At 68.5% G+C, this 19,856-nt stretch carries 21 protein-coding genes; 13 read left to right on the top strand and 8 right to left on the bottom strand.

Annotated features, from left to right (window positions below):
* Positions 1-5 precede the first annotated feature (5 nt).
* From L324_RS23420 to L324_RS23405, 4 genes are all read left to right on the top strand, one after another.
* Positions 6-392, top strand: coding sequence for a VOC family protein (locus L324_RS23420; RefSeq protein WP_037312342.1), 387 nt, complete (start codon positions 6-8; stop codon positions 390-392).
* Positions 392-709 (top strand): metalloregulator ArsR/SmtB family transcription factor, encoded by a 318-nt coding sequence (locus tag L324_RS23415; RefSeq protein WP_037312339.1) that lies wholly within the window; start codon positions 392-394, stop codon positions 707-709. The genes L324_RS23420 and L324_RS23415 overlap by 1 nt, the downstream gene beginning before the upstream one ends.
* Positions 655-1,146, top strand: coding sequence for an SRPBCC family protein (locus tag L324_RS23410; protein ID WP_268871949.1), 492 nt, complete (start codon positions 655-657; stop codon positions 1,144-1,146). Before L324_RS23415 ends, L324_RS23410 begins: the two co-directional genes overlap by 55 nt.
* Positions 1,147-1,246: 100 nt before the next feature.
* Positions 1,247-1,819: a TetR/AcrR family transcriptional regulator gene (locus L324_RS23405; protein ID WP_037312334.1), complete on the top strand. Its 573-nt coding sequence runs from the start codon at positions 1,247-1,249 to the stop codon at positions 1,817-1,819.
* Here L324_RS23405 and L324_RS23400 read toward each other — a convergent pair.
* Positions 1,810-2,580 carry an SGNH/GDSL hydrolase family protein gene (locus tag L324_RS23400; RefSeq protein ID WP_037312331.1) on the bottom strand — a complete coding sequence of 257 codons (771 nt, stop codon included), beginning with the start codon at positions 2,578-2,580 and terminating at the stop codon, positions 1,810-1,812. The two genes, L324_RS23405 and L324_RS23400, sit on opposite strands and share 10 nt — an antisense overlap.
* Positions 2,581-2,889: 309 nt before the next feature.
* On the opposite strand from L324_RS23400, the gene L324_RS23395 reads away from it, so the two are divergent.
* Genes L324_RS23395 through L324_RS23380 form a run of 4 tightly spaced genes read left to right on the top strand, consistent with a single transcriptional unit; the run spans position 2,890 to position 6,889 of the window.
* Positions 2,890-4,395, top strand: a complete 1,506-nt coding sequence (locus L324_RS23395) for an amino acid adenylation domain-containing protein (RefSeq protein ID WP_051174059.1) — start codon at positions 2,890-2,892, stop codon at positions 4,393-4,395.
* A complete protein-coding gene (locus L324_RS23390) occupies positions 4,392-5,588 on the top strand; it encodes an FNR domain-containing protein (protein WP_037312326.1) in 1,197 nt (398 codons plus the stop codon). The genes L324_RS23395 and L324_RS23390 overlap by 4 nt, the downstream gene beginning before the upstream one ends.
* A 10-nt stretch (positions 5,589-5,598) precedes the next feature.
* Entirely contained in the window at positions 5,599-6,369 is a 771-nt protein-coding gene (locus tag L324_RS23385) for an enoyl-CoA hydratase/isomerase family protein (RefSeq protein ID WP_037312322.1), read from the top strand.
* Positions 6,370-6,379: 10 nt separating this feature from the next.
* Positions 6,380-6,889 carry a sigma-70 family RNA polymerase sigma factor gene (locus L324_RS23380; RefSeq protein WP_037312647.1) on the top strand — a complete coding sequence of 170 codons (510 nt, stop codon included), beginning with the start codon at positions 6,380-6,382 and terminating at the stop codon, positions 6,887-6,889.
* 449 nt (positions 6,890-7,338) lie between these two features.
* On the opposite strand, the gene L324_RS23375 is transcribed toward L324_RS23380, so the two are convergent.
* Entirely contained in the window at positions 7,339-8,346 is a 1,008-nt protein-coding gene (locus L324_RS23375; protein WP_037312319.1) for an Lrp/AsnC family transcriptional regulator, read from the bottom strand.
* A gap of 159 nt (positions 8,347-8,505) precedes the next feature.
* Here L324_RS23375 and L324_RS23370 point away from each other — a divergent pair, with 159 nt between their 5' ends.
* Both L324_RS23370 and L324_RS23365 read left to right on the top strand, forming a co-directional pair.
* Positions 8,506-10,014, top strand: coding sequence for an AbgT family transporter (locus L324_RS23370; protein WP_037312315.1), 1,509 nt, complete (start codon positions 8,506-8,508; stop codon positions 10,012-10,014).
* Between the two features lie 50 nt (positions 10,015-10,064).
* A complete protein-coding gene (locus L324_RS23365; RefSeq protein WP_051174072.1) occupies positions 10,065-11,159 on the top strand; it encodes a M20 family metallopeptidase in 1,095 nt (364 codons plus the stop codon).
* A gap of 273 nt (positions 11,160-11,432) precedes the next feature.
* Here L324_RS23365 and L324_RS23360 read toward each other — a convergent pair whose 3' ends face one another.
* Positions 11,433-12,518 carry an epoxide hydrolase family protein gene (locus L324_RS23360; RefSeq protein ID WP_037312309.1) on the bottom strand — a complete coding sequence of 362 codons (1,086 nt, stop codon included), beginning with the start codon at positions 12,516-12,518 and terminating at the stop codon, positions 11,433-11,435.
* A 113-nt stretch (positions 12,519-12,631) separates the two neighbouring features.
* Between L324_RS23360 and L324_RS23355 the strand changes: the two genes are divergently transcribed.
* Positions 12,632-13,111 carry a MarR family winged helix-turn-helix transcriptional regulator gene (locus L324_RS23355; RefSeq protein WP_037312306.1) on the top strand — a complete coding sequence of 160 codons (480 nt, stop codon included), beginning with the start codon at positions 12,632-12,634 and terminating at the stop codon, positions 13,109-13,111.
* Here the strand turns inward: L324_RS23355 and L324_RS23350 are convergent.
* Positions 13,108-13,983 (bottom strand): LysR family transcriptional regulator, encoded by an 876-nt coding sequence (locus tag L324_RS23350; protein WP_037312302.1) that lies wholly within the window; start codon positions 13,981-13,983, stop codon positions 13,108-13,110. The two genes, L324_RS23355 and L324_RS23350, sit on opposite strands and share 4 nt — an antisense overlap.
* A 62-nt stretch (positions 13,984-14,045) precedes the next feature.
* Positions 14,046-14,801 (bottom strand): SDR family oxidoreductase, encoded by a 756-nt coding sequence (locus L324_RS23345; RefSeq protein WP_037312299.1) that lies wholly within the window; start codon positions 14,799-14,801, stop codon positions 14,046-14,048.
* 239 nt (positions 14,802-15,040) lie between these two features.
* Here L324_RS23345 and L324_RS43905 point away from each other — a divergent pair, with 239 nt between their 5' ends.
* Positions 15,041-16,174, top strand: coding sequence for a glycosyltransferase 87 family protein (locus tag L324_RS43905; protein WP_268871947.1), 1,134 nt, complete (start codon positions 15,041-15,043; stop codon positions 16,172-16,174).
* 73 nt (positions 16,175-16,247) lie between these two features.
* On the opposite strand, the gene L324_RS23335 is transcribed toward L324_RS43905, so the two are convergent.
* Positions 16,248-17,207, bottom strand: a complete 960-nt coding sequence (locus L324_RS23335; RefSeq protein ID WP_037312296.1) for a quinone oxidoreductase family protein — start codon at positions 17,205-17,207, stop codon at positions 16,248-16,250.
* A 141-nt stretch (positions 17,208-17,348) separates the two neighbouring features.
* On the opposite strand from L324_RS23335, the gene L324_RS23330 reads away from it, so the two are divergent.
* Positions 17,349-17,969 (top strand): TetR/AcrR family transcriptional regulator, encoded by a 621-nt coding sequence (locus L324_RS23330; protein WP_037312641.1) that lies wholly within the window; start codon positions 17,349-17,351, stop codon positions 17,967-17,969.
* A gap of 36 nt (positions 17,970-18,005) precedes the next feature.
* Here L324_RS23330 and L324_RS23325 read toward each other — a convergent pair whose 3' ends face one another.
* Complete coding sequence (locus L324_RS23325; protein ID WP_037312293.1) at positions 18,006-18,518, bottom strand: CGNR zinc finger domain-containing protein; 513 nt, start codon at positions 18,516-18,518, stop codon at positions 18,006-18,008.
* 204 nt (positions 18,519-18,722) lie between these two features.
* Entirely contained in the window at positions 18,723-19,850 is a 1,128-nt protein-coding gene (locus L324_RS23315) for a tyrosine-type recombinase/integrase (RefSeq protein ID WP_161780880.1), read from the bottom strand.
* Positions 19,851-19,856 lie beyond the last annotated feature (6 nt).

Here is a 19,856-nt window from a genome sequence, read left to right as displayed (position 1 = left end):
GCGGCATGAACATCAACCGGATCCAGTTCCTCACCGTGCCGGTCACCGATCTGGCGCGGGCGCAGGACTTCTACGTCGGCAAGCTCGGGTTCGACCTGCTCGTCGACGTCAGCGGCCCGCACGGACGGTTCGTCATGGTCGGCCCGAAGGGGGCGGAAACCGGGATCGTCCTGGTCGACCGCCCCGTCGGCGGACTCGATCACGACGCGCGCGTGCACTTCCAGCTGAGCACCGCCGACGTCGACGCCGATATCGAGGAGCTTCGCGCCCAGGGCCTCGACGTCGGTGACGCCGAGGAGATGCCGTGGGGACGTGTGACCTCGCTGAAGGACCCCGACGGCAACGCGATGGGGCTGCTCGAACCGTCGGGTTACGGCGACTGGCCACGCTGATGCCGGTCAACGACGACGTCTTCGCCGCCCTCGCCAACCCGGCCCGGCGGGAGGTTCTCGGCATCCTCCTCGAAGGCCCGCGGGCGGCGGGGGATATCGCCGAACGCTTCGACATGCGGCGGCCGAGCCTGTCGGAACACCTCCGGGTGCTGCGGGAAGCCGGGCTCGTCCGCGAAGAACGGCAGGGCCGCAACCGGGTCTACTCGCTGGAAGCGGGGCCGCTGCGAGAGGTATCCGACTGGCTCTCGCCGTACGAGCGGTACTGGCGCGGCAAACTCGGCGGTCTGAGTCGGCTGCTGGACGAGGAGGAGTTCTGAACGGCGAAGATCCGACGGCCATCCACGTCGACCAGTTTCTCGGGCATCCGCCGCGCAAGGTGTGGCGCGCACTGACCGAACCGGCTCTGCTGGAACGCTGGCTGCGGATGCCGAACGACATCAAACCCGTGGTGGGCCACCGGTTCGAACTGCTCGCGGATCCGGTCCCCGCGGCCGGGTTCGCGGGCGGGCCGGTCGCCTGCGAGGTGCTGGCCGTCGAGCCGGAGCGGTTGCTCAGCATCGCCTGGGGTCCTGAATGGACGGTCACCTGGCGGCTGGAACCCGAAGGCCGGGGCACGCGGCTCTTCCTCAGTCACGAGGGCTTCGACCCCGACGACGAGTTCCAGCGGATGTCACGCCGGATCATGGGCGGCGGCTGGCGCACCGGCGTCCCGAAGGCGCTGGCACGGGTGCTGGCCGAAATGCCCGACGAGTAGGCGACCGCGTCTCGTGAGTGGTAATGACGGTTAGAACCGTCATTACCACTCACGAGACCGTGGCACACCGGCTCTGGACATCGGGTCTAGGATCCCCGCTGTGACGGACGAGAAACCGCTCCGAGCCGATGCCCGCCGTAACCGGACCCGGGTGTTGGAGGCCGCGGAGCGCGTCTTCACCGCCAAGGGCACCAGTGCGCCCACCGAGGAGGTCGCCCGCGAGGCAGGCGTCGGGGTCGGCACGGTGTTCCGGCACTTCCCGACGAAGGAAGCCCTGCTGGAGGCCGTTCTCTTCGCGCGGCTTCACCGCTTCGCCGACGAAGCGGAGGCCACGGTGGCCGAGGACTCGCCCGACCCAGGGGCCGCGTTCTTCGGCTTCCTGACCGGCTGGATCGAGATGGCCGACGCCAAGAACGCCTACTTCGAGGCCTTGGCGGCCGCAGGGGTCACCGTTCCGTCCGCCGGTTCGGTCATCGGCGTCCGGCTGAAGGACGCGCTCGGAGTGCTGCTCAGCCGTGCGCAGGACACCGGCGACGTCCGCAAGGACCTCATCGTCGACGAGCTGATCCCGGTGATCATCGGGACGGCGAAGGCTGCGGAATACGCCGGTCCCGAGCTGCGGACCCGGACGATCTGCATCCTCTTCGACGGTCTCCGGCCGCGTCAGGCGTAAGGATCCATCGACGGCCGCTTCGGCGCGAGCGCGTCGCCCGAGGACTCACCGCGCAGCCGTCGCCTGATCCACGGCACAGCGTGTTCCCTGCCCCACTGGAGGTTCTCCGCGCGCCGCGCCTGCGGGCTCAGTACCGGCCGCGGTCCGAGTTCCGCGGGCGTGAGCTTGTGCGGTTCGCCGAGCGCGTCGAGCACCGCGATGGCGATCTCGTTGTGCCCCAGGGAGTTCAGGTGCAGACGGTCGGGCGCCCAGAGACGCCTGTCCCGCAGCTGGCGCATCGCCCACATATCCACGAGCAGTGCCCCGTGGCGGGCCGCGACACCGCGGACGTGCTCGTTGTAGATCGCGACGCGACCCCGGATCCTGCGGAACAGCGCGTCTTCCACACCGTCGACACCGGTGAAGAGGACGACACGCGCCCCGGAGGCGACGACCTCACCGACCGCGTGGTCGTAGTCGTCCATGAGGGCGTCGATGTCGACCTTCGGCCGCATCAGGTCGTTACCACCGGCGTAGAACGTCACGAGGTCAGGGTTCAACGCGAGCGCGGGCGAGAGCTGCTCCGCGAGAACCTGCCCGAGGAGCTTGCCGCGGATCGCGAGGTTGGCGTAGCGGAAACCGCTGTGGTTACCCGCGAGCTGACCGGCGACGCGGTCGGCCCAGCCTCGGACGCCGTTGGGCGACGACGGGTCCTCGTCCCCGACCCCCTCGGTGAACGAGTCACCGAGAGCTACTAAGCGCTTAGTCACCGGACGGCCCATGATGGCTGTCCCTCGAATCGCGATGGCATACCCCGATGCTACCCAGCGCCCAGGCGACCCTCGGAATGGGACCGGTGAGGTCATCGTCACGCCGTACGGAAAGCGCTTTCCGAAGATGCGCCGCTGACCAGTGCCGACGCGTTGTTGTGCCGCCCGGAGTAGTGATCCGCCGCACATGGCGGTTTTCGGACGGACACTCGGGTCATTTCCGCCGTCACCCGAACAAACCAGCGGATTCATTGAACAGATGGCCATCCTTTCTCGTTCGGAACGGTTGACTCGACAGACCGCCCGAAAGGCGCATCCACAGTGACAGCATCGTTTCGGCTCTCCGCGTTGCAAGGACTGGACACCGCCGACCAAATCCTGTTTCAGCGTTTCGGTTCCGGTGCCACGGTCGCGCCTTCATTCCGCCGAATCCACCACGCCATCGAAGAACAGGCGCTCCGGTGTCCCACCGCGATCGCCGCGGAACACCTCGGCGGTCAGCTGACCTATCGGGAACTCGACGAGCGGGCCGATCGCCTCGCCGGGCTGCTGATCGACCTCGGTGTCCGGCCCGGTGACCGGGTCGGCCTGTTCCTCACCCGTTCCCTGTCCATGGTCGTCGGCATCCTGGCCGTGCTCAAAGCCGGTGCCGCGTATGTGCCACAGGATGTCCGGATCACCCCGCCGAAAGTGCTGAGACAGATCGTCGGCACCGCGGGAATCCGCGTCGTACTGACCACGACCGCGCACGAACTGCCGGGCGGACTGGGCACCGTCGTCCCCCTTGACTCCATACCGGACAGCACCGCTCCACGAAAAGCCCGGTCATGCGGGGAAACGGCGATGGTGATCTTCACCTCCGGCACCACCGGACAGCCGAACGGCGTCCAGGTCACCCACGCGAACCTGTGCAATGTCCTGCTCACCGAACCGGGCTCGCTGGGAATCCGGCCGGGGGACCGGGTCGGGCAGCTGCTGAACATCGCCTTCGACATGGCGGCCTGGGAAATCCTGGGGACGCTGTCCCACGGCGGAACGCTGGTCATCCGCGGTGAGGAGATCACCCGGACCGCCGCGACCTTGAACGTCGTGATCGCGACGCCGAGCGTTCTGTCCACTTTGACCCCGTCGCGGTGCGCGAACGTCCACACGGTGGCCGTCGCCGGCGAACGTTGCCCGCCTTCGCTGGCCGCGACGTGGTCGCGCACCGCGGTCTTCCACAACTCGTGCGGCCCCACGGAAGTGACGATCGTCAACACCGTCCAGCGCTACTCCGGCACCCTGACGATAGGCCGCCCGATCCCCAACACCACGGTGTACATCCTGGACGACGGACTTCGGCCCTGTCCGATCGGCGAGATCGGCGAAATGTGGGCCGGAGGTGCCTGCGTCACCGCCGGCTACCTCGGAAACCCCACGCTGACCGGGGAAAGATATCGGCCTGATCCGTTTCTCGGCGGAGCGAACAGAATGTTCCGGACCCGCGATCTGGGGCGATGGACGGCGAACGGCGAACTGGAGCACCACGGCCGGACCGACGACCAGGTGAAGCTACGCGGGTTCCGCGTCGAACTGGACGCCATCACCTCGGCGATGGAGCAGACCATCGGCTGCGCTCGCGCCTCCACCGTCCTGCACGAAGACCGGTTGATCGGCTTCGTCACCCCGGCGACCGTCGCACCCGAACTCGTGCGGCGGGCGATCGAAGAGCGCCTGCCTTACTACTGCCTGCCCACGCTGATCGTCCCGGTGGACCGGTTGCCGATGACCGATCGCGGCAAGGTCGACCGGCGCGCCCTGCTGTCCCGGCTGGAAACCGTCGCATGACGACCATCCGGTCCGTGCTGCCCGCGCCCGGCCGATCACTGCGCGCCAGACTCAAACGCCGCCCGTTCACCCACCACAACCGGCTCGCCGCCGTGATCGTCCTGCTCAACATCGTGGCCATCCCGTTCGCCGAGCCGACGTCGATGGTGCTGGCCGATTTCGCCCTCGCGGTGCTGATCCGCCAGCAGTACGTCATCAACCTGCTGTTCCGGCTGGCCACGAGCGTGCCGACGCACTGGCCACTGCGAATCCGCTGGACCATGGGCAAGGTGTACCACTTCGGCGGCGCACATGTCGGCGCCGCCCTCTGCGCCACCGCCTGGTTCCCCTTCAGCGCTCCATCGAGGGTGCTGACCTGGATCATCGCGGCGATCCTGGTCGCGATGATCGTCCTCGCCCTGCCATCGCTGCGGGCCCGGCGCCACGACCGGTTCGAACGGTCGCATCGCTTCTGCGGCTGGACCGTCCTCGTCCTGTTCGCGGTGCACTCGGTGCCGTCAGGCGGCCCGCTGACCGTGCTGGTCCTGCTGATCGTCGTGGCCAGTGTCGCGTTGCCCTGGCTACGGCTGCGGCGCGTCCCGGTCCGGATCGACCGGCCATCCCGGCACGTCGCCCTCGTGTGGTTCGACTACGGCGTCACGCCCTTCGCCGGTTCGTCCACATCGGTGAGCCGGAACCCGCTGCTGGAGTGGCATTCCTTCGCCAATGTGCCCGCTCCGGGCCGGGCGGGGTTCCGGCTGACCATCTCCCGGGCGGGAGACTGGACCGGATCGCTCATCGACGACCTGCCGTCCCATGTCTGGGTCAAGGGAATCCCGACCGCCGGTGTCGGCAACATCGACAAGCTGTTCCGCAAGGTGGTCTGGGTCGCCACCGGCAGCGGAATCGGGCCGTGCCTGCCCCACCTGCTTTCCGGCGACACGCCCGCCGTGCTGGTCTGGTCGGCCCGCCGCCCGCGGGACACCTACGGCGACGCACTGGTCGACGAGATCCTCGCGGTGCAGCCCGACGCGATCGTCTGGGACACCGACCGCGCCGGCAAACCGGATCTGGTGACGCTGGCCTATCAGGCCTGTCTGTCTTCCGGCGCCGAAGCCGTCATCTGCATCTCCAACAAGAAGACCACTTGGCACGTCGTCGAAGAACTCGAGACCCGTGGCATTCCCGCCTTCGGTGCGATCTGGGATTCGTGAGGAGTTCACTGTGGACTACGAGACGCTCGACATCCGGGAGACCGAGAACGTCGTCACCCTGACCATCACCCGTCCCGCCGCCCGAAACGCCCTGTCCCGGCGGGCACTCGGCGAACTGCGGGACTTTCTCGCCCGCGTGACCAAACCGATGATCCTGACCGCCGCGCCCGGACCGGCGTTCGTCGCCGGTGCGGACATCCGAGAAATGGCGGCCATGACACCGGACGAGGGAGAGGAATTCGGCAGGCTCGGCCAGGCCGTGATGAATCTGCTGGAACACCTTCCCGTCCCCGTCGTGGCCTGCGTGGACGGATACGCCCTAGGCGGCGGATGCGAGCTGGCACTGGCGGCCGACTTCATCTACGCGACCCGTAAAGCGGTATTCGGCCAGCCGGAAGTGCTGCTCGGCCTGATCCCCGGGTTCGGCGGCTGTGTCCGGTTGCAACGGCTCATCGGCCCGGCGCGGGCCCGTGAGCTGATCTATTCCGGCCGCCACGTGGATGCGGTGGAGGCGAACCGGATCGGGCTGGTCAACGAGATCTTCGACAGCAGGGAGGAGATGCTCGACGCGGCCCACCGGACCCTCGTCCGGATCGCGGCGAACTCACCCGCCGCGGTCACGCTGTGCAAGACGGTGATCAACGCCGCCCGCGGTCGAGATGTCCTTCAAGGACTGGACATCGAGTTGGCCGCGTTCCGGGAGGCGTTCACGACACCGGATATGCGCGAAGGTACGGCGGCGTTCCTCGCCAAGCGTGAACCGACGTTCCACCGGGCGTAGGAGGTGCGTCATCAACCAGAGTCACACGGCGCTGTTGTGCGCCCTGCACGACGCGAACGCGGTACCCCTCCTCCGCTACGTACGCCATCTCACCGGCGACGAGCAGCTGGCGCAGGACGTTGTGCAGGAGACCTTGTTGCGGGCGTGGAAGAACCCGCGGATCCTGGAGGAAGAGGTCGCGGCGGCGCGGGCATGGCTCTACACGGTGGCCCGCAATATCGTCATCGACGACCGCCGCAGCGCCCGTGCCCGCCGGGAGGTCGGCTCGGAACGGGTGCCGGAAGGCAGGCGAGCCGACCCCACCGAGTCCGCCTTGACCTCGTGGCTGGTCGCCGACGCGCTCACCCAGCTGACACCGGACCACCGGAACGTACTGGTCCGCGCCTATTACATGGGGCAATCGGTCACCGAACTGGCCATCATGATGGACGTGCCACCCGGAACCGTCCGGTCCCGGCTTCACTACGGCCTTCGGGCGCTGCGGCTCGCGCTGCGGGAGAGGGGAGTGACTGGGCTTTGAACCGCGTCACGGCCCCGTACCGCGAACGGGACTTCGCCTGCTTGCCCGCTGGCGCCCAAGCGGTTCTGTTGAGAGGTAAGGCAAAGGTGTCGTGCTCAGGCGAGGGGCCAGACTGGCTTACGGAAACCGGGCCGCGGCTCCGAGTGTCCATAAGAGACACTTTTCTGAAGATAAGTGTCCGACTTGGGCCTTTTGCGTGTTTTCGCGAGGTGGTCGTGAGTGGCAAGGAGCGTTAGAACGCTCTTTGCCACTCACGACCCCGTTCGGGAACGTGCCTTAGGCCTCAACCGGACGCCGAGTCGCCGAAAACTGTCCTTTGCGGACAGGCCCCGGTCTCGTGAGGGAGTCCCGCGTAGGTCGCCAGGTAGTGAAGGCCTCCTTCGCTACCTTGAGGGTAGGTAAGGGGACCTTCACGGCAGAGAGCCGATCACGCCATATCTGATCTAACTCTAATTTCCACTCTCGGTCCTTGGGGCAGCCGCGAATCTGCCGTCCTCGCGGTAGAGCCAGTACCGGCGCAGCATGCGCAGCACGACGGAGACCTGCAGGGCGGTGATGCCGGGCAGGGGAGCGAGGTCGCGGGTGAGGAAGTCGGCCATCTCGTCCTCGTTCCGGAACACGCCCTGGTGGATGACCGAAGCGGTGCCCGCGACGATCGACACGTACCGGGCCGACGGATGCCGGGCCAGCTCCTCGGCCACCGTCTGGATGGCGCCCGGGGCGATGGTCAGCGCGATGACCGCCTCCAGTTCGTAGCCGAGTTGCGCCGGTTCGACCTCCACGCGCGGCCGGACGACGCCACGCCGCAGCGTCGACTGGATCAGCCGGTAGGCCGTGGACTGACTGAGGTTCAGCATCCGGCCGGCCTCGGCGGCGGTGATCCTTCCGTTCCCGGCCATCAGGCCGATGAGCCGCCGCTCGTCGGGGCCGGCCTTGTCGGCGTCGAAACTCCCGGACGGGTCGGGCGTGACCAGCTCACGGGAGAGGATTTCGTGCTGGTCCTCGCTCAGCCGGTGCAGGCGCCAGGAATGGGCCCTGGTCAGTGCGCGCAGCACGAGTTCCGAATGCGTGCCCGCCACGCCGGGGACACCGGGAATCCGCTCGGCGAGTAGTTCGCGCGTTTGGGCGCGGTCCGGGACGTGCACGGCGAGATAGACGTCGGAGCGGCCCGCCGTCTCCGCCGCGAGCTGGACTTCGGGAAACCGGGCGAGCGCCTTCGCCGCTGAGCCCGACGCGCCCGGTTCGGTCGTGACCCACACATGCCGCGGGTTGCCCCGCGCCCTGGCCGTCCAGTCGACCTGGCCGATCACCCGCAGGATCCGCTGCTCCTCGAGCCGGAGCAGCCGCCGTCCCACCGTGCTGGCGGATACGCCCAGGGCCTCGGCGAGTACGGCGACCGAGGCGCGTGGGGCGACCTGAAGCGCCGCGATCAGGTCGAGGTCGGGTTCGGTCAACACCGGATGAATGTATCAGTCATAACTTGCAGCCATGTGACTGATCTGTGCGTCTATCAGTAAACGGTTGCACTATTCGTTCGCGTGAGTTTGTAATGAGCCCGCCCACGGAAAGGAGCCACACCGTTGAGTGCCGGCCAGACCAGAGCGTCCTCACGTCCGATGAACCTCCTGCTGCGCGGCCTCGACGTCGTCGAGCGCGTCGGCAACAAGCTGCCGCATCCGTTCTGGCTGTTCGTTCTCCTGAGCGGGGTGCTGGCGCTGGCCAGCTGGGGCTTGAGCGAGGCCGGCGTGTCGGCGCTGAACCCGGCGACCGGCAAGGCCGTCGAGGCGAAGAATCTGCTGTCCGGCGAGGGCGTGCGGATGATGGTCACCGACGCGGTCAAGAATTACACCTCGTTCCCGCCGCTGGGCACGATCCTGGTGGTCATGCTCGGGGTGGCGGTCGCCGAGCGGTCCGGCCTGCTCGCCGCGGTCCTCCGCTCCGGCGTCTCGAAGGTGTCTCCGCGCTGGGTCACCTTCGCGCTGGCGTTCACCGGGATGGTCTCCCACGTCGCCTCCGACGCCGCGTACGTGGTGCTGATCCCGTTGGGGGCGCTGGCCTTCCGCGCGGTGGGCCGGAGCCCGATCCTCGGCATCGTGGTCGCGTTCGTGTCCATCTCCGCCGGGTACGACGCGAGTCCGCTGATCACGCCGACCGACGCCATCCTCTCCGGGCTCACCACGGCGGCGGCGCACACGATCGACCCGGCCTACGTGGTCACCCCGCTGTCCAACTACTTCTTCTCGCTGGCCTCGTCGGTCGTACTCGCCGCGGTGATCACCCTCGTGACCGAGAAGGTGCTCGCGCGGCGCGCGGAAGCGATGCCCGTCGACGACGACGCCGACGAGGACGACCTCGGCTCGCTCGAACTCGGCCGCCAGGAACGGCGGGGCCTGCTCGCCGCGCTCATCGCGCTGGTCGTCTTCGTGCTCGCACTGGTGCTGGCGGTGCTGCCCTCGTCGTCCCCGTTGCGGGGCAAGGGCGGAAGCCTCGTCGAATCACCGCTGCTGACCTCCATCTCGATCTTCCTGGCGCTCGGCTTCCTGGCCGCGGGCTGGGCGTACGGCAAGGTCGCCGGAACGGTGACCAGCAGCCGCGACATCCCCGGGTTCATGGCGCACGGATTCCGCGAGATGGCGCCGATCCTGGTGCTGTTCTTCGCCATCTCCCAGTTCCTGGCCTACTTCAAGTGGACCGGGATCGGCGAGATCACCGCCATCAACGGCGCGGAACTGCTCAAATCCGCCGGCGTCTCCGGTCCGGTCATCATGCTGGGCATCCTGGTGGTGGTGACCCTGGTGAACCTGATCGTCACCAGCGGATCGGCGCAGTGGGCCCTGATCGGTCCGGTGTTCGTGCCGATGCTGATGCTGCTCGACATCCCGCCCGAGACCACCCAGGCCCTCTACCGCATCGCGGACTCGTGCACCAACGCGATCACGCCGATGAGCCCGTACTTCGTGATGGCGCTGGGCTTCCTCCAGCGCTACCGGCGTTCGGCCGGTATCGGCACGCTCTTCTCGATGACGGTGCCGCTTTCGTTCGCGCTGCTCGTGGTGTGGACGTTGCTGTTCTTCGTGTTCTGGGTGTTCGGCATCCCGCTCGGCCCCGGCGCCCCTGTCCGCTAGAAAGGATTCCCTTGTCACCCACCGAATGGTCCCGCGCGGCCCTGCCCGCGATGCTCGACGACCTCAGGACGATCGTCGAACTGGAGACGCACAGCTACGACAAACCGATGCTCGACAAAGGACTCGACGCGCTCCGCGCCTGGGTCTTCGAGCGGCTCGGCACCCCAGGCGTCGAAGCCAGGCACACCGACCCGGTCCGCGGCGACGTCCTCGAACTGACCTATCCGGGAACGACGCCGGGAACGGTGCTGCTGCTGAGCCACTACGACACGGTCTGGCCCACCGGAACCCTGGCCGGGTGGCCGTACACCGCCGAGGACGGCCGGATCACCGGACCCGGCGCGTTCGACATGAAGCTCGGCCTGGTGCAGTCGGTCTGGGCGCTGCGGGGCCTTCGCGAACTCGGGCTTCCGCATCCGACGGTCAAGTTCCTCTTCAACGGCGACGAGGAGATCGGCAGCCCGTTCTCCCGGCCGCATATCGAAGCCGCGAGCGAGGGAGCACTCGCCACGCTCGTCTTCGAGGCGTCGCTGGACGGCAAGCTCAAGACCGCGCGGAAAGGAGTCGGCCTGTTCGACGTGGCTGTCGCCGGCGTCGAGGCGCATGCGGGACTGGATCCGTACGCGGGTGCGAGCGCGATCCACGCGCTCGCCGAGATCGTCGGGCGGCTCGCCGTCGCGGGCTCCCGTGAACACGGCACCACGGTCAACGTCGGCACCATCTCCGGTGGCACCGGGCGAAACGTGACAGCGGGTCACGCGACCTGCGGCGTCGACGTCCGCGTCGCCGAATCGTCCGAAATGGACCGCATCGACACGGTGTTCGCGGAACTGGCCGCCAGCGAGCCGCGGGTGACGGTTTCGGTCGACGGGGAGTGGAACCGTCCGCCGATGACCCCCAACGACCCGTCGCGGGAGCTTTTCGCGAAGGCGCGGACGGTCGCTGCCGGACACGGCTGGGACTTGGAGGAGACCGCCGTGGGCGGCGCGAGCGACGGCAACTTCGTGTCCGCCTTGGGCCGTCCGGTGCTCGACGGGCTCGGCGCGGTCGGCGGCGGTGCCCACGCCCGCGACGAACACGTGCTCGTCGCGCACATTCCGGAGAGGACGTCGCTGACGATCGGGCTGATCGCAGCGCTCGGCTGAACGACAAGCACCTTCGCTAAACCCGGCCGGGGGAGGGGAGAGACTGACCGTCTGTGAGGCCCTGGCGGTGGCGGAGGCCGACGAGGCAGCACCCCGATGCCTCGGCACATCGAGAACGCCAAGCAGTGGATCTTGGAGGACCGGAAGTCGGTCGAGACGGCCGAACTTCCGGTAATTCAGTGATCCTCTTGAAGTGTATAACGACCTATACCGCCGCGGAACGGTTGAAACCACTCAATCATCCAAAGAAGACCAGCCACGAGGCCGGCCAGACTACTTTTTCAGCAGGCCGAGGAAGAACTTCCGGATGTCCTCGGCGAGCAGGCCAGGGACCTCCATCGCGGCGAAGTGCCCACCGCGCTCGAACTCGGACCAGTGCCTAATGTCGTACAGCCGCTCGGCCAGTGGTCGCACCGATTGCGTGATGTCGTGCGGGAACACCGCCACGCCGAGTGGTACCGGGCACTCCACTGTGCCGCGCGGGGCGTCGTGGTGCAGTCGTGCCGATGAAGCCGCGGTGGCGGTCAGCCAGTACAGCGAGATGTCGGTGAGCATCCGGTCGTCGCTGATCGGCGAACGGGGATCCGTCCACTGTGCGAAGCGCTCGGCGATCCAGGCCAGCTGGCCGACCGGCGAGTCGGTCAGCGCGTAGCCGATGGTCTGCGGAGTGGCGGCCTGTAGTGCCTGGTACGGCGGGCGATTGGCCATCAGCCGCCGGACCTTGTCGAGGCGGGCTTCGTCCTCTTCGGACAGTTCGACCCCGGCGTCCGGATCCGGCCGGGTCGGCAGATAGTTGACGTGCACCCCGATGACCCGGTCGGGAGCCACCGCGCCGAGCGCCGTCGAGATGCCCGAGCCGAAGTCGCCGCCCTGAGCGCCGTAGCGGTCGTATCCGAGGCGGCGCATCAGTTCGGCCCAGGCCCGGGCGATCCGCGTGATGTCCCAGCCGCGTTCGTGGGTCGGGCCGGAGAAGCCGTATCCCGGGATGGACGGGATCACCAGGTGGAAGTCGCGTGAGAGCGGCCCGATCACGTCGAGGAACTCCAGGAACGATCCGGGCCAGCCGTGGGTGAGGATCAGCGCGAGCGCGTCCGGGTTCGCGGACCGGACGTGTACGAAGTGGATGTTCTGGCCTTCTATCTCGGTGGTGAAGTGGGGAAGTTCGTTGAGCCGGGCTTCATGGGCGCGCCAGTCGTAGCCGGTTCTCCAGTGCTCGGCAAGTTCCTTGAGCCGGCTTAGCGGGAAGCCGTAGTCCCAGCCGGCGTCGGCGACCTCGTTCGGCCAGCGGGTGCGGGCGAGCCGGTCGTTGAGGTCATCGAGGTCGGCCTGGGGGATGTCGACGCGGTAGGGCTTGATCATGGTCTCGGGCTCCCGGTGGTTTATTCGGCACATAAACGTTCATGCGCCCAACGTTTGGTGCCCCAACGATACCGGAATCGTTCGGCCGCCCAACGATTCGTTAGACTGGTCACATGGAGGCCCCTTCGGAAGAGACGCATCCCCGGTGGCAGGAGCTGCCCAGCTGGCTGCTCACGCAGTCCGCGAACCACGCGCATCGCCTGGTGACCGAGGGATTCTCCGCCGTCCACGCGCGGGGGTACCACTACCGCGTGCTGGCGACGCTGGAGGAGTTCGGGCCGGCCAGTCAGGCCGAGCTGGGCCGCCGTAGCGGCATCCACGTCAGCGAGATGGTCGCGACGATCAACGAGCTCGCCGAGCGCGAACTGGTCGAGCGCGCCCCGGATCCCGCGGACCGGCGGCGGAACGTCATCTCGCTGACCACCGCGGGCAAACGGCAGTTGCGGCGGCTGGAGAAGCAGCTCGCGGAGCGTCAGGAAGAGCTGCTGGCGCCGCTGTCACCCGAGGAACGGGAGCGGTTCACCGAGCTGCTGGCGAAGCTGCTGGATCACCACGACCGGCGTGCCGGCGCCGCTGAGGCTCGGCCGGGCTAGAAGCCTTGGACGGATGCGAGGAAGGCTTGGCGGGCGTCGGAAGTGCTGTGCTGGGGCCAGAGCGCCTGAAGGGGTACGTGGACCGGCGGCTGTAGCTCCTTGACCTGGACCGCGCCGCCTGCCGCCGGTCCGGGTGGGGCGGTCACGAAGGCGACGCCGTGGGTGTCGAGTACGGCGGTGACCGGCGGCGTGCCCTGGATGGGGTTGCGGTGGACGCGGGGCTCGAATCCGGCGTCGCGGCAGAGGTTGACGAGCAGATCGGTGTAGCCGGACCGGCCGGGGTGTCCCCAGACGGTGATCTCCTCGCCTTCGATGTCCTTCAGCCGGACTTCGGCGCGTTCGGCGAGCGGGTGTGCCGCGGCGACGGCGATGTTGAGCCGTTGCCGGATCAGGGTGGTGCCGATCAGGCCGTGTGCGGGGGTGAGTGCCCGGCCGAGGCCGAGGTCGAGCTGTCCGCCGAGTAGTTGCGCGGTGAGTTCGTCGGGGTAGCGCTGGTTGACGTCGATGATCAGGTCGGGGTCGGTCTGGTGTTCGCGCAGGAGGGCGGTGACCTCGTCGCCGGTGACGGCGGGGGTGTGGCCGATGCGGAGGCGTTCGGCTTCGCCCCGGCCGATGCGGCGGGCGCGCCGGACGGCGGAGTCGGCGATGCCGTGAAGGAGGCGGGCGTCGGCGATCAGAGCCTGTCCGGCAGGGAGGACGGTGACCCCGGTGGCGCTCCGCTCGAGCAGGGGGACGCCGACTTCCCGCTCGAGCGTGCGCACCGAGGTCGACAGCGCCTGCTGGCTCAGGTGCAGCCGGGTCGCCGCGCGGGTGAAGCTGCCTTCTTCGGCGACGGCGATGAGGTGGTTCAGCTTGTACAGGTCCAGGCCCACGCCGGGGTTTCCCTTCGTGTCCGTTCTATGGCGTCATGTCCAGCGTATGGGCGTGGCGGTGGTCAGCGCGTGGTGTAGCCACCGTTCGGGAACAGTGTCTGGCCGGTGAACCAGGTGCCTTCGGTGGCCAGGAATCGGATGATGGGCACGATGTCCTCGATCTCGGTGAGGCGTCCGCCCATGGCCTGGGACTTGTGGAATTCGACCCGCTCGGGGGTTTCCTGCGGGTAGAAGAACGGGGTGTCCATCGGGCCGGGGGCGACGACGTTGACGGAGATGCCGCGGTCGGCGAATTCCTTGGCGGCGGCCCGGGTGAAGTGTTCGAGTGGGGCTTTGCCGCCGGCGTAGGTGGCGTAGCCGTCGGTGAAGGCGGCGAGCAGTGAGGTGCCGAGGCTGATGATCTTGCCGTGGTCGGAGAGTCGTCGTCCGGCTTCCTGGATGAAGAAGTAGGCCGCTTTCGCGTTGATCGCGAACATGCGGTCGTAGTCCTCTTCGGTGGTTTCGAGGATGGGTTTGCGCAGGACCATGCCGGTGGTGTTGACCGCGATGTCGGCGCGGCCGAAGGTGTCGATGGCGGTGTCGAAGAGGCGGCGGACGTCGGCGACGCGGGTGAGGTCGCCTTGGACGGCGATGGCTTCGGAGCCTGTGCCGTGGATGGTTTCGATGGTCTTTTCGGCGTCGGCCGCGGCGGCGTCGCCGTGGTAGTGGACGACGATCTTCGCGCCTGCCGCGGCGAGGGTGGTGGCGAGGAGTCCGCCGAGGTTCTTCGCGCCGCCGGCGATGACCGCCACTGATCCGTCGAGGTTCTGTTCGCTCATGGTTTCGAACGTAGGAGCCGGGGGCGGGTGCTGGGAAACACAAGATCCGGGTGGGGTCACAAGCGGGGGTTGTGGGCTTTCCCACGTGTTCCGACGTGCCAATATCCGTGATCGAACGGCGGGATCACTCCGGATTGTGGACACTCGGTGCCGTGCTCCGAGAAGTCGATGATCTTGATCAGCCCGCCGATCCTCCTGTGGTGCCCGAGTCCGGGCGTACGGCGCGTGTGTTCGAGAGAGTGCTCGATCGGCTGGCCGGGGCGCCGTATCCGAAGGCGATCCTGCTCTACCTGGTGATCCGTACGGCCAGTGTCCAGTTGCTCGATCTGCTGGCCTCGCGCCGGGGCATGACGTTGACCGATCGGCTGACGGCGTGGGACGGGCAGTGGTATCTGCGGCTGGCGGTGCATGGTTACGCGGATCTGCCGGGGACGCTGGACGCGGCGCGGCAGCCGTATTCGGATGCGCCGATGGCGTTCTTCCCGCTGTATCCGAAGCTCGTCGGGATGGTGATGTGGCTCGGGCTGGACGTCGTCGTGGCGGCGTTGACGGTGTCGATGCTGGCGGGTGCGGTGCTGGCGTGCGGGTTGATCCGGATCGGCCGGGCGGTGTCGTCGGCGCGGGGTGATCGGACCGGGTTGCTGCTGGTGGCGTTGTGGGCCGGGGCGCCGATGGCGATCGCGTTCTCGATGGCTTACACGGAGGCGTTGTTCTGCGCGTTCGCGGTGTGGGCGCTGGTGGGGGTGCTGGAGCGGCGGTGGTGGCTGGCGGGGCTGTGCGCTTTCGGGGCCGGGCTGTCGAGGTCGACGGCGGTGGTGCTGGTCGCGGTGGTCGTCGTCGCGGCGTTGATCGCGGTTTTCCGGCGGGCCGATGAGCGGTGGCCCGCGTTGGCGGCTGTGGTGGTGGCGCCGCTGGGGGTGGTGGGGTATCTGGGGTTCGTCGCGTACCGGACGGGTAGCTGGACGGGGTGGCAGGACATCGAGTTGCGGGGGTGGAACACCGAGTTCGATTTCGGGGTGGAGACCTGGGAGTCGATGCTTGCCCGGTTGACCGCGGACGAGTCGGTGTTCAGCACGCTGACGGTGTTGTTGCTGCTGGGGGCGGTGGCGCTGGCGGTGGTGGCGGTGGTGTCACGGGTGCCGTGGCCGTTGACGCTCTACGGGGTCGGTGTGCTGGCGCTGGCGATCGGTACGCGGGGGTTGCCGGACGCGAAGATGCGGTTCATCCTGCCGGCGTTCCCGGTGCTGATCCCGATCGCGATCGGGTTGGCGAAGCGTCGGACGGGGACGGCGGTGGCGGTGGCTGTCGCGTGGGTGGTGCTGGGGGCGTGGTTCTCGGCGCATGCGCTGACGGCGTGGCGGTACGCGATCTAGACTTGCAGGACATGGCCTAGCCGCCCGGTGAAGGGGCACGCTGTCAGCGCTCGGGCAGCGGGCCGGGCAGGTGTCAAACGAGGATGACGGTGCGCTCGCCGGGGGTGTCCTGGTAGGCCCAGGCCGCCTCGACCTGGTGGAGCGGGAACGGATGCGGGCGTACGGCCATACCGCCCGCGGCGATTGCGGCGACGAGCTCGGTGAACTCCCGCTGCATGACCTGCGTGTCCACCGCGCCGAAGCCGCTGCCCAGGATACGGAAGGCGTTGGAGCGCAGGGCGTGCCCGGACAGGGTGATCGCGTCTCCGCCCATGCCGCCGATCTGTACCCAGTCGAGCAGACGGGTGTGCTGGGTCCGGGCGCCGAGGACGGCGCGCACGGCGAGTTCGGTGGGCGGCCCCCACACATAGTCCAGGACCACGTCGACCTCCGCGGCGGTCTCGGCGAGCGCGGCGGCGGTGGCGTCCTCGTCGGGGACGAGCTGAACAACGGCGTCCGCGCCCTGGTCCATGAGTTCGTCGAGGCGGGCACGGTTGCGTCCGGCGGCGATCACTCGCCCCGCGCCGAGGTGCTTGGCCACTTTGACGGCCATCGAGCCGGCGTTGCCGGTCGCGCCGTGGACCAGGACCGACTGTCCACCCTGGAACGGGACGCGAGTGCGCAGCGCCGTCCATGAGGACAGGGCGGGGTTCATGGTGGCGACCAGGAGTGCGGGATCGGCTCCGTCCGGGACCGGGATGACCGCGGCCGGGTCGATGGCGATGCGTTCGGCCAAGGTGCCGGCGCCCATGAGCATGACGTAGCCGAGGCTGCCGTCCGCTCGGCGGACGACGGCGTCCGCACCCGCCAGGGCGGGCAATGTCTTGGGGCTCGTGTAGTGCTTCCCGGCGGCGATGCCGCGGGTGGCGGGGTGTACGCCGACGGCGAGGACGTTCACCATTTCCTGGCCAGGGTCGGCCTCGGGGGCAGGGATGGAGCGGAAGTGAGGCGGCTCGTCGAAGGACTCCACCAGCGCGGCCTTGATCATGGTCATGCGTGTTTCCTTACCGTGTTCACATCGCTTAGAAACGATGTCGTATCTTATTGCTCCGAGCGTACGGCGGCGAGTTAAGATACGCAAGCGGATCTAAGTCGCATGACCGGATGGCGTGAACATGGACGTACGGGAGCAGTGGTGAGTGAACGGCGCACGGAGAGCACTGCCACGCGACGCAGGGGTGCCGTCCTGGAGAACGCGATCGCCGAAGCCGCCTGGGACGTGCTCGTCGAGCAGGGCTACAACGGTTTCACCTACGAGGTCATTGCAGCACGCGCCGGCACCAGCAAGCCCGTGCTCTACCGGCGCTGGCCGCAGCGCGAAGACCTCCTCATCGCCACGCTGACCCGCTACTGGCGTCCGCTCGACATCCCGGACACCGGCAGCCTGCGCCAGGACGCCCTCACGCTCCTGCGCACGGTCAACGCCGAGCGGGCCCGCACGGTGATACTCCTGCGCATCCAGCTGGCGGACTATTTTCGCGAGACCGGCACCGACTTCGCTGACCTGCGCAACCGCCTACGCCCCGCGGACCAGACGCCCCCCTTCGCGAAGCTCGTCGACCGCGCCGTCGAGCGCGGCGAGCTTACGGAGGTACCGAGCCCCGAACGCGTGGTGAACCTGCCCTTCGACCTGGTGCGCCACGACATGCTGATGGCCATGGGCGCGGTTCCGGACGAGACGATCGTCGAGATCGTGGACACGGTGTGGCTGCCGCTGCTGGGCCTGTCGCCCGACGGCACGCACGCAGGAGGCTGAGCTCCCGCGATGCCGTAGCGCCACAGCTCCCGAGTCCTAGCTCGCCTGCCGGGTCCGGTGGTCGGCGACGTGGACCCTGGTCGCGCAGCGGGTGGAGCAGAACCGGCGGCGTCCGTTGCGGGAGGTGTCGACGTAGACCGTGTCGCAGCCTTCGCGGGAGCAGACGCCGAAGCGGTCCGGGGCGTCGCAGACGAGGTGGGCGAGTCCTCCGGCGGTGTAGGCGCGGACCCGGCCGACGGTGCCGGCCTGTGCGTCGACGTAGTGCAGGTGGGGTGCTTTGCCGTCGTGGGTGGAGATGTAGGGCTTGGAGGCGGAGTCGCGGAGGAGCGTGTTGACGAGGTCGACGCGTGCCGCGGGGTCGGCCTCGAAGACGCGGCGGAGTCTTCTGGTCCAGGTGACGATCTCGGTCGCCTCGTGCTCTTGGACGGCGGCGACCGTCATGCGGTTTTTGAAGATCGCGGTCAGTTCGGCCGGTCCGGCGGCGTCGCCCAGGTTGATCAGGTCGGTGGCGATCTGGGCGGCCGCACCTCCGTAAGGGTTGAAGTGCATTAAGTCATTACAGCACGATCGGGGTATGGAAGAGAACAGCTGTCCGCGGTGTGGTTGGCCGCTGGCCGAATTGCCCGGGTGCGCGACGAAGTCCCAGCGGATGTCCCAGGGGAGGCTCGACTATGTCCGGTGCCTGTGCGGGAGCTGGCTCACACGGGTCGACGGTGTGGTGATCGGGGCGACGAGGTCCCGGCTGGGGCGGGCTCAGCTCTGACGGTGACGCGCGTCGGCGAGCAGTTGCGCGAGCGCGTGCACGGGAGAGGTCTCCAGCTTGTGCCGGTGGGCGTCGTACCGGTCGCGGGTGGTGCGGATGTCCGCGTGGCCCAGCAGGTCCTGGACCTTCTGGACCGGGACGTCGTTGGCCAGCAGCAGGGTTCCGGTGGTCCGCCGCGCGGTGTGCGGGGAGATGGTGCCGGCTTCGGCGAGTCCGGCGGCGCGGGCCTGTGCCCGCAGAAGGAACCAGACATCGCGCTGTGCCAACGGTTTCCCGCCGGGTTTGGTGCTGTCGTAGGGGTGGGGCATGGTCGCGAGCAGCGGGCCGGTGAGTTCGTCGGGGCGGACGCCGGTGCGGGCGGCGCGCAGGTCGAGGTAGCGGCGCAGTGGATGCTGGGCGGCCGGGACGAGCGGGACGAAGTCGCGGTGGCCGCCTTTGGCGGTGTAGCGCAGGATCGTGTGCCCGGCGTCGGTGTCGAGGTCGCGCACGGTGGCGGTGGTCAGGCCGGAGACGCGCAGTCCGGTGTAGAACAGGATCGCGACGACGGCGGCGTCGCGCCAGGACGGTTCGGTGTCGTTGGCGCGGGCCCGGTTCTCCATGTGGTTGAGCAGTTTCGCCGTCGCCTCGCCACCGAGTGCCGGTAGCGGTGGGGTCTTGCCGGTCTTGGGCCGGTTGACCGCGGAGACCGGGTTGCGGTCGGCGACGTCGTTGGACTGCAGGTACCGGTACCAACTGGAGATGCCGGCGAGGGTGCGGGCGACGGTGGAGTCGGCCGCGGGCCGGGGGAGGCCGTCACGGCCGGTGACGGTGAGGGTGTTCTTCCAGGCGTCGACGTCGGCGCGGCGGGCGGTCAGCGGGTCGAGTCCGGTGCGGGCGCACCAGCCGAGCCAGGCGGAGAGGTCGGCGTAGTAGGCGCGGCGGGTGTGGTCGGTCTTGTCGGTCTCGAGCCAGAGTGCGGTGATGTGCCGGATCGCGTACCGGTCGAGGGGATCGGCCGGGGGGAGGGCGGGCAGCAGCGCGACGGCTTCGGCGAGGACCTGCCGCCGGTTTTCGGCCCTGGTCTCCGGTAGCCGGGTGGCCGGTGCTTCCGGCGCGGTGGGCACGAGTTCGGCGGACATCGTGAT

The organism is Amycolatopsis orientalis DSM 40040 = KCTC 9412 (genome assembly GCF_000478275.1).
Lineage (GTDB): Bacteria > Actinomycetota > Actinomycetes > Mycobacteriales > Pseudonocardiaceae > Amycolatopsis > Amycolatopsis orientalis.
Note: the sequence above shows the minus strand (reverse complement) of the source record. Positions and strands in the feature narration are given on the sequence as shown.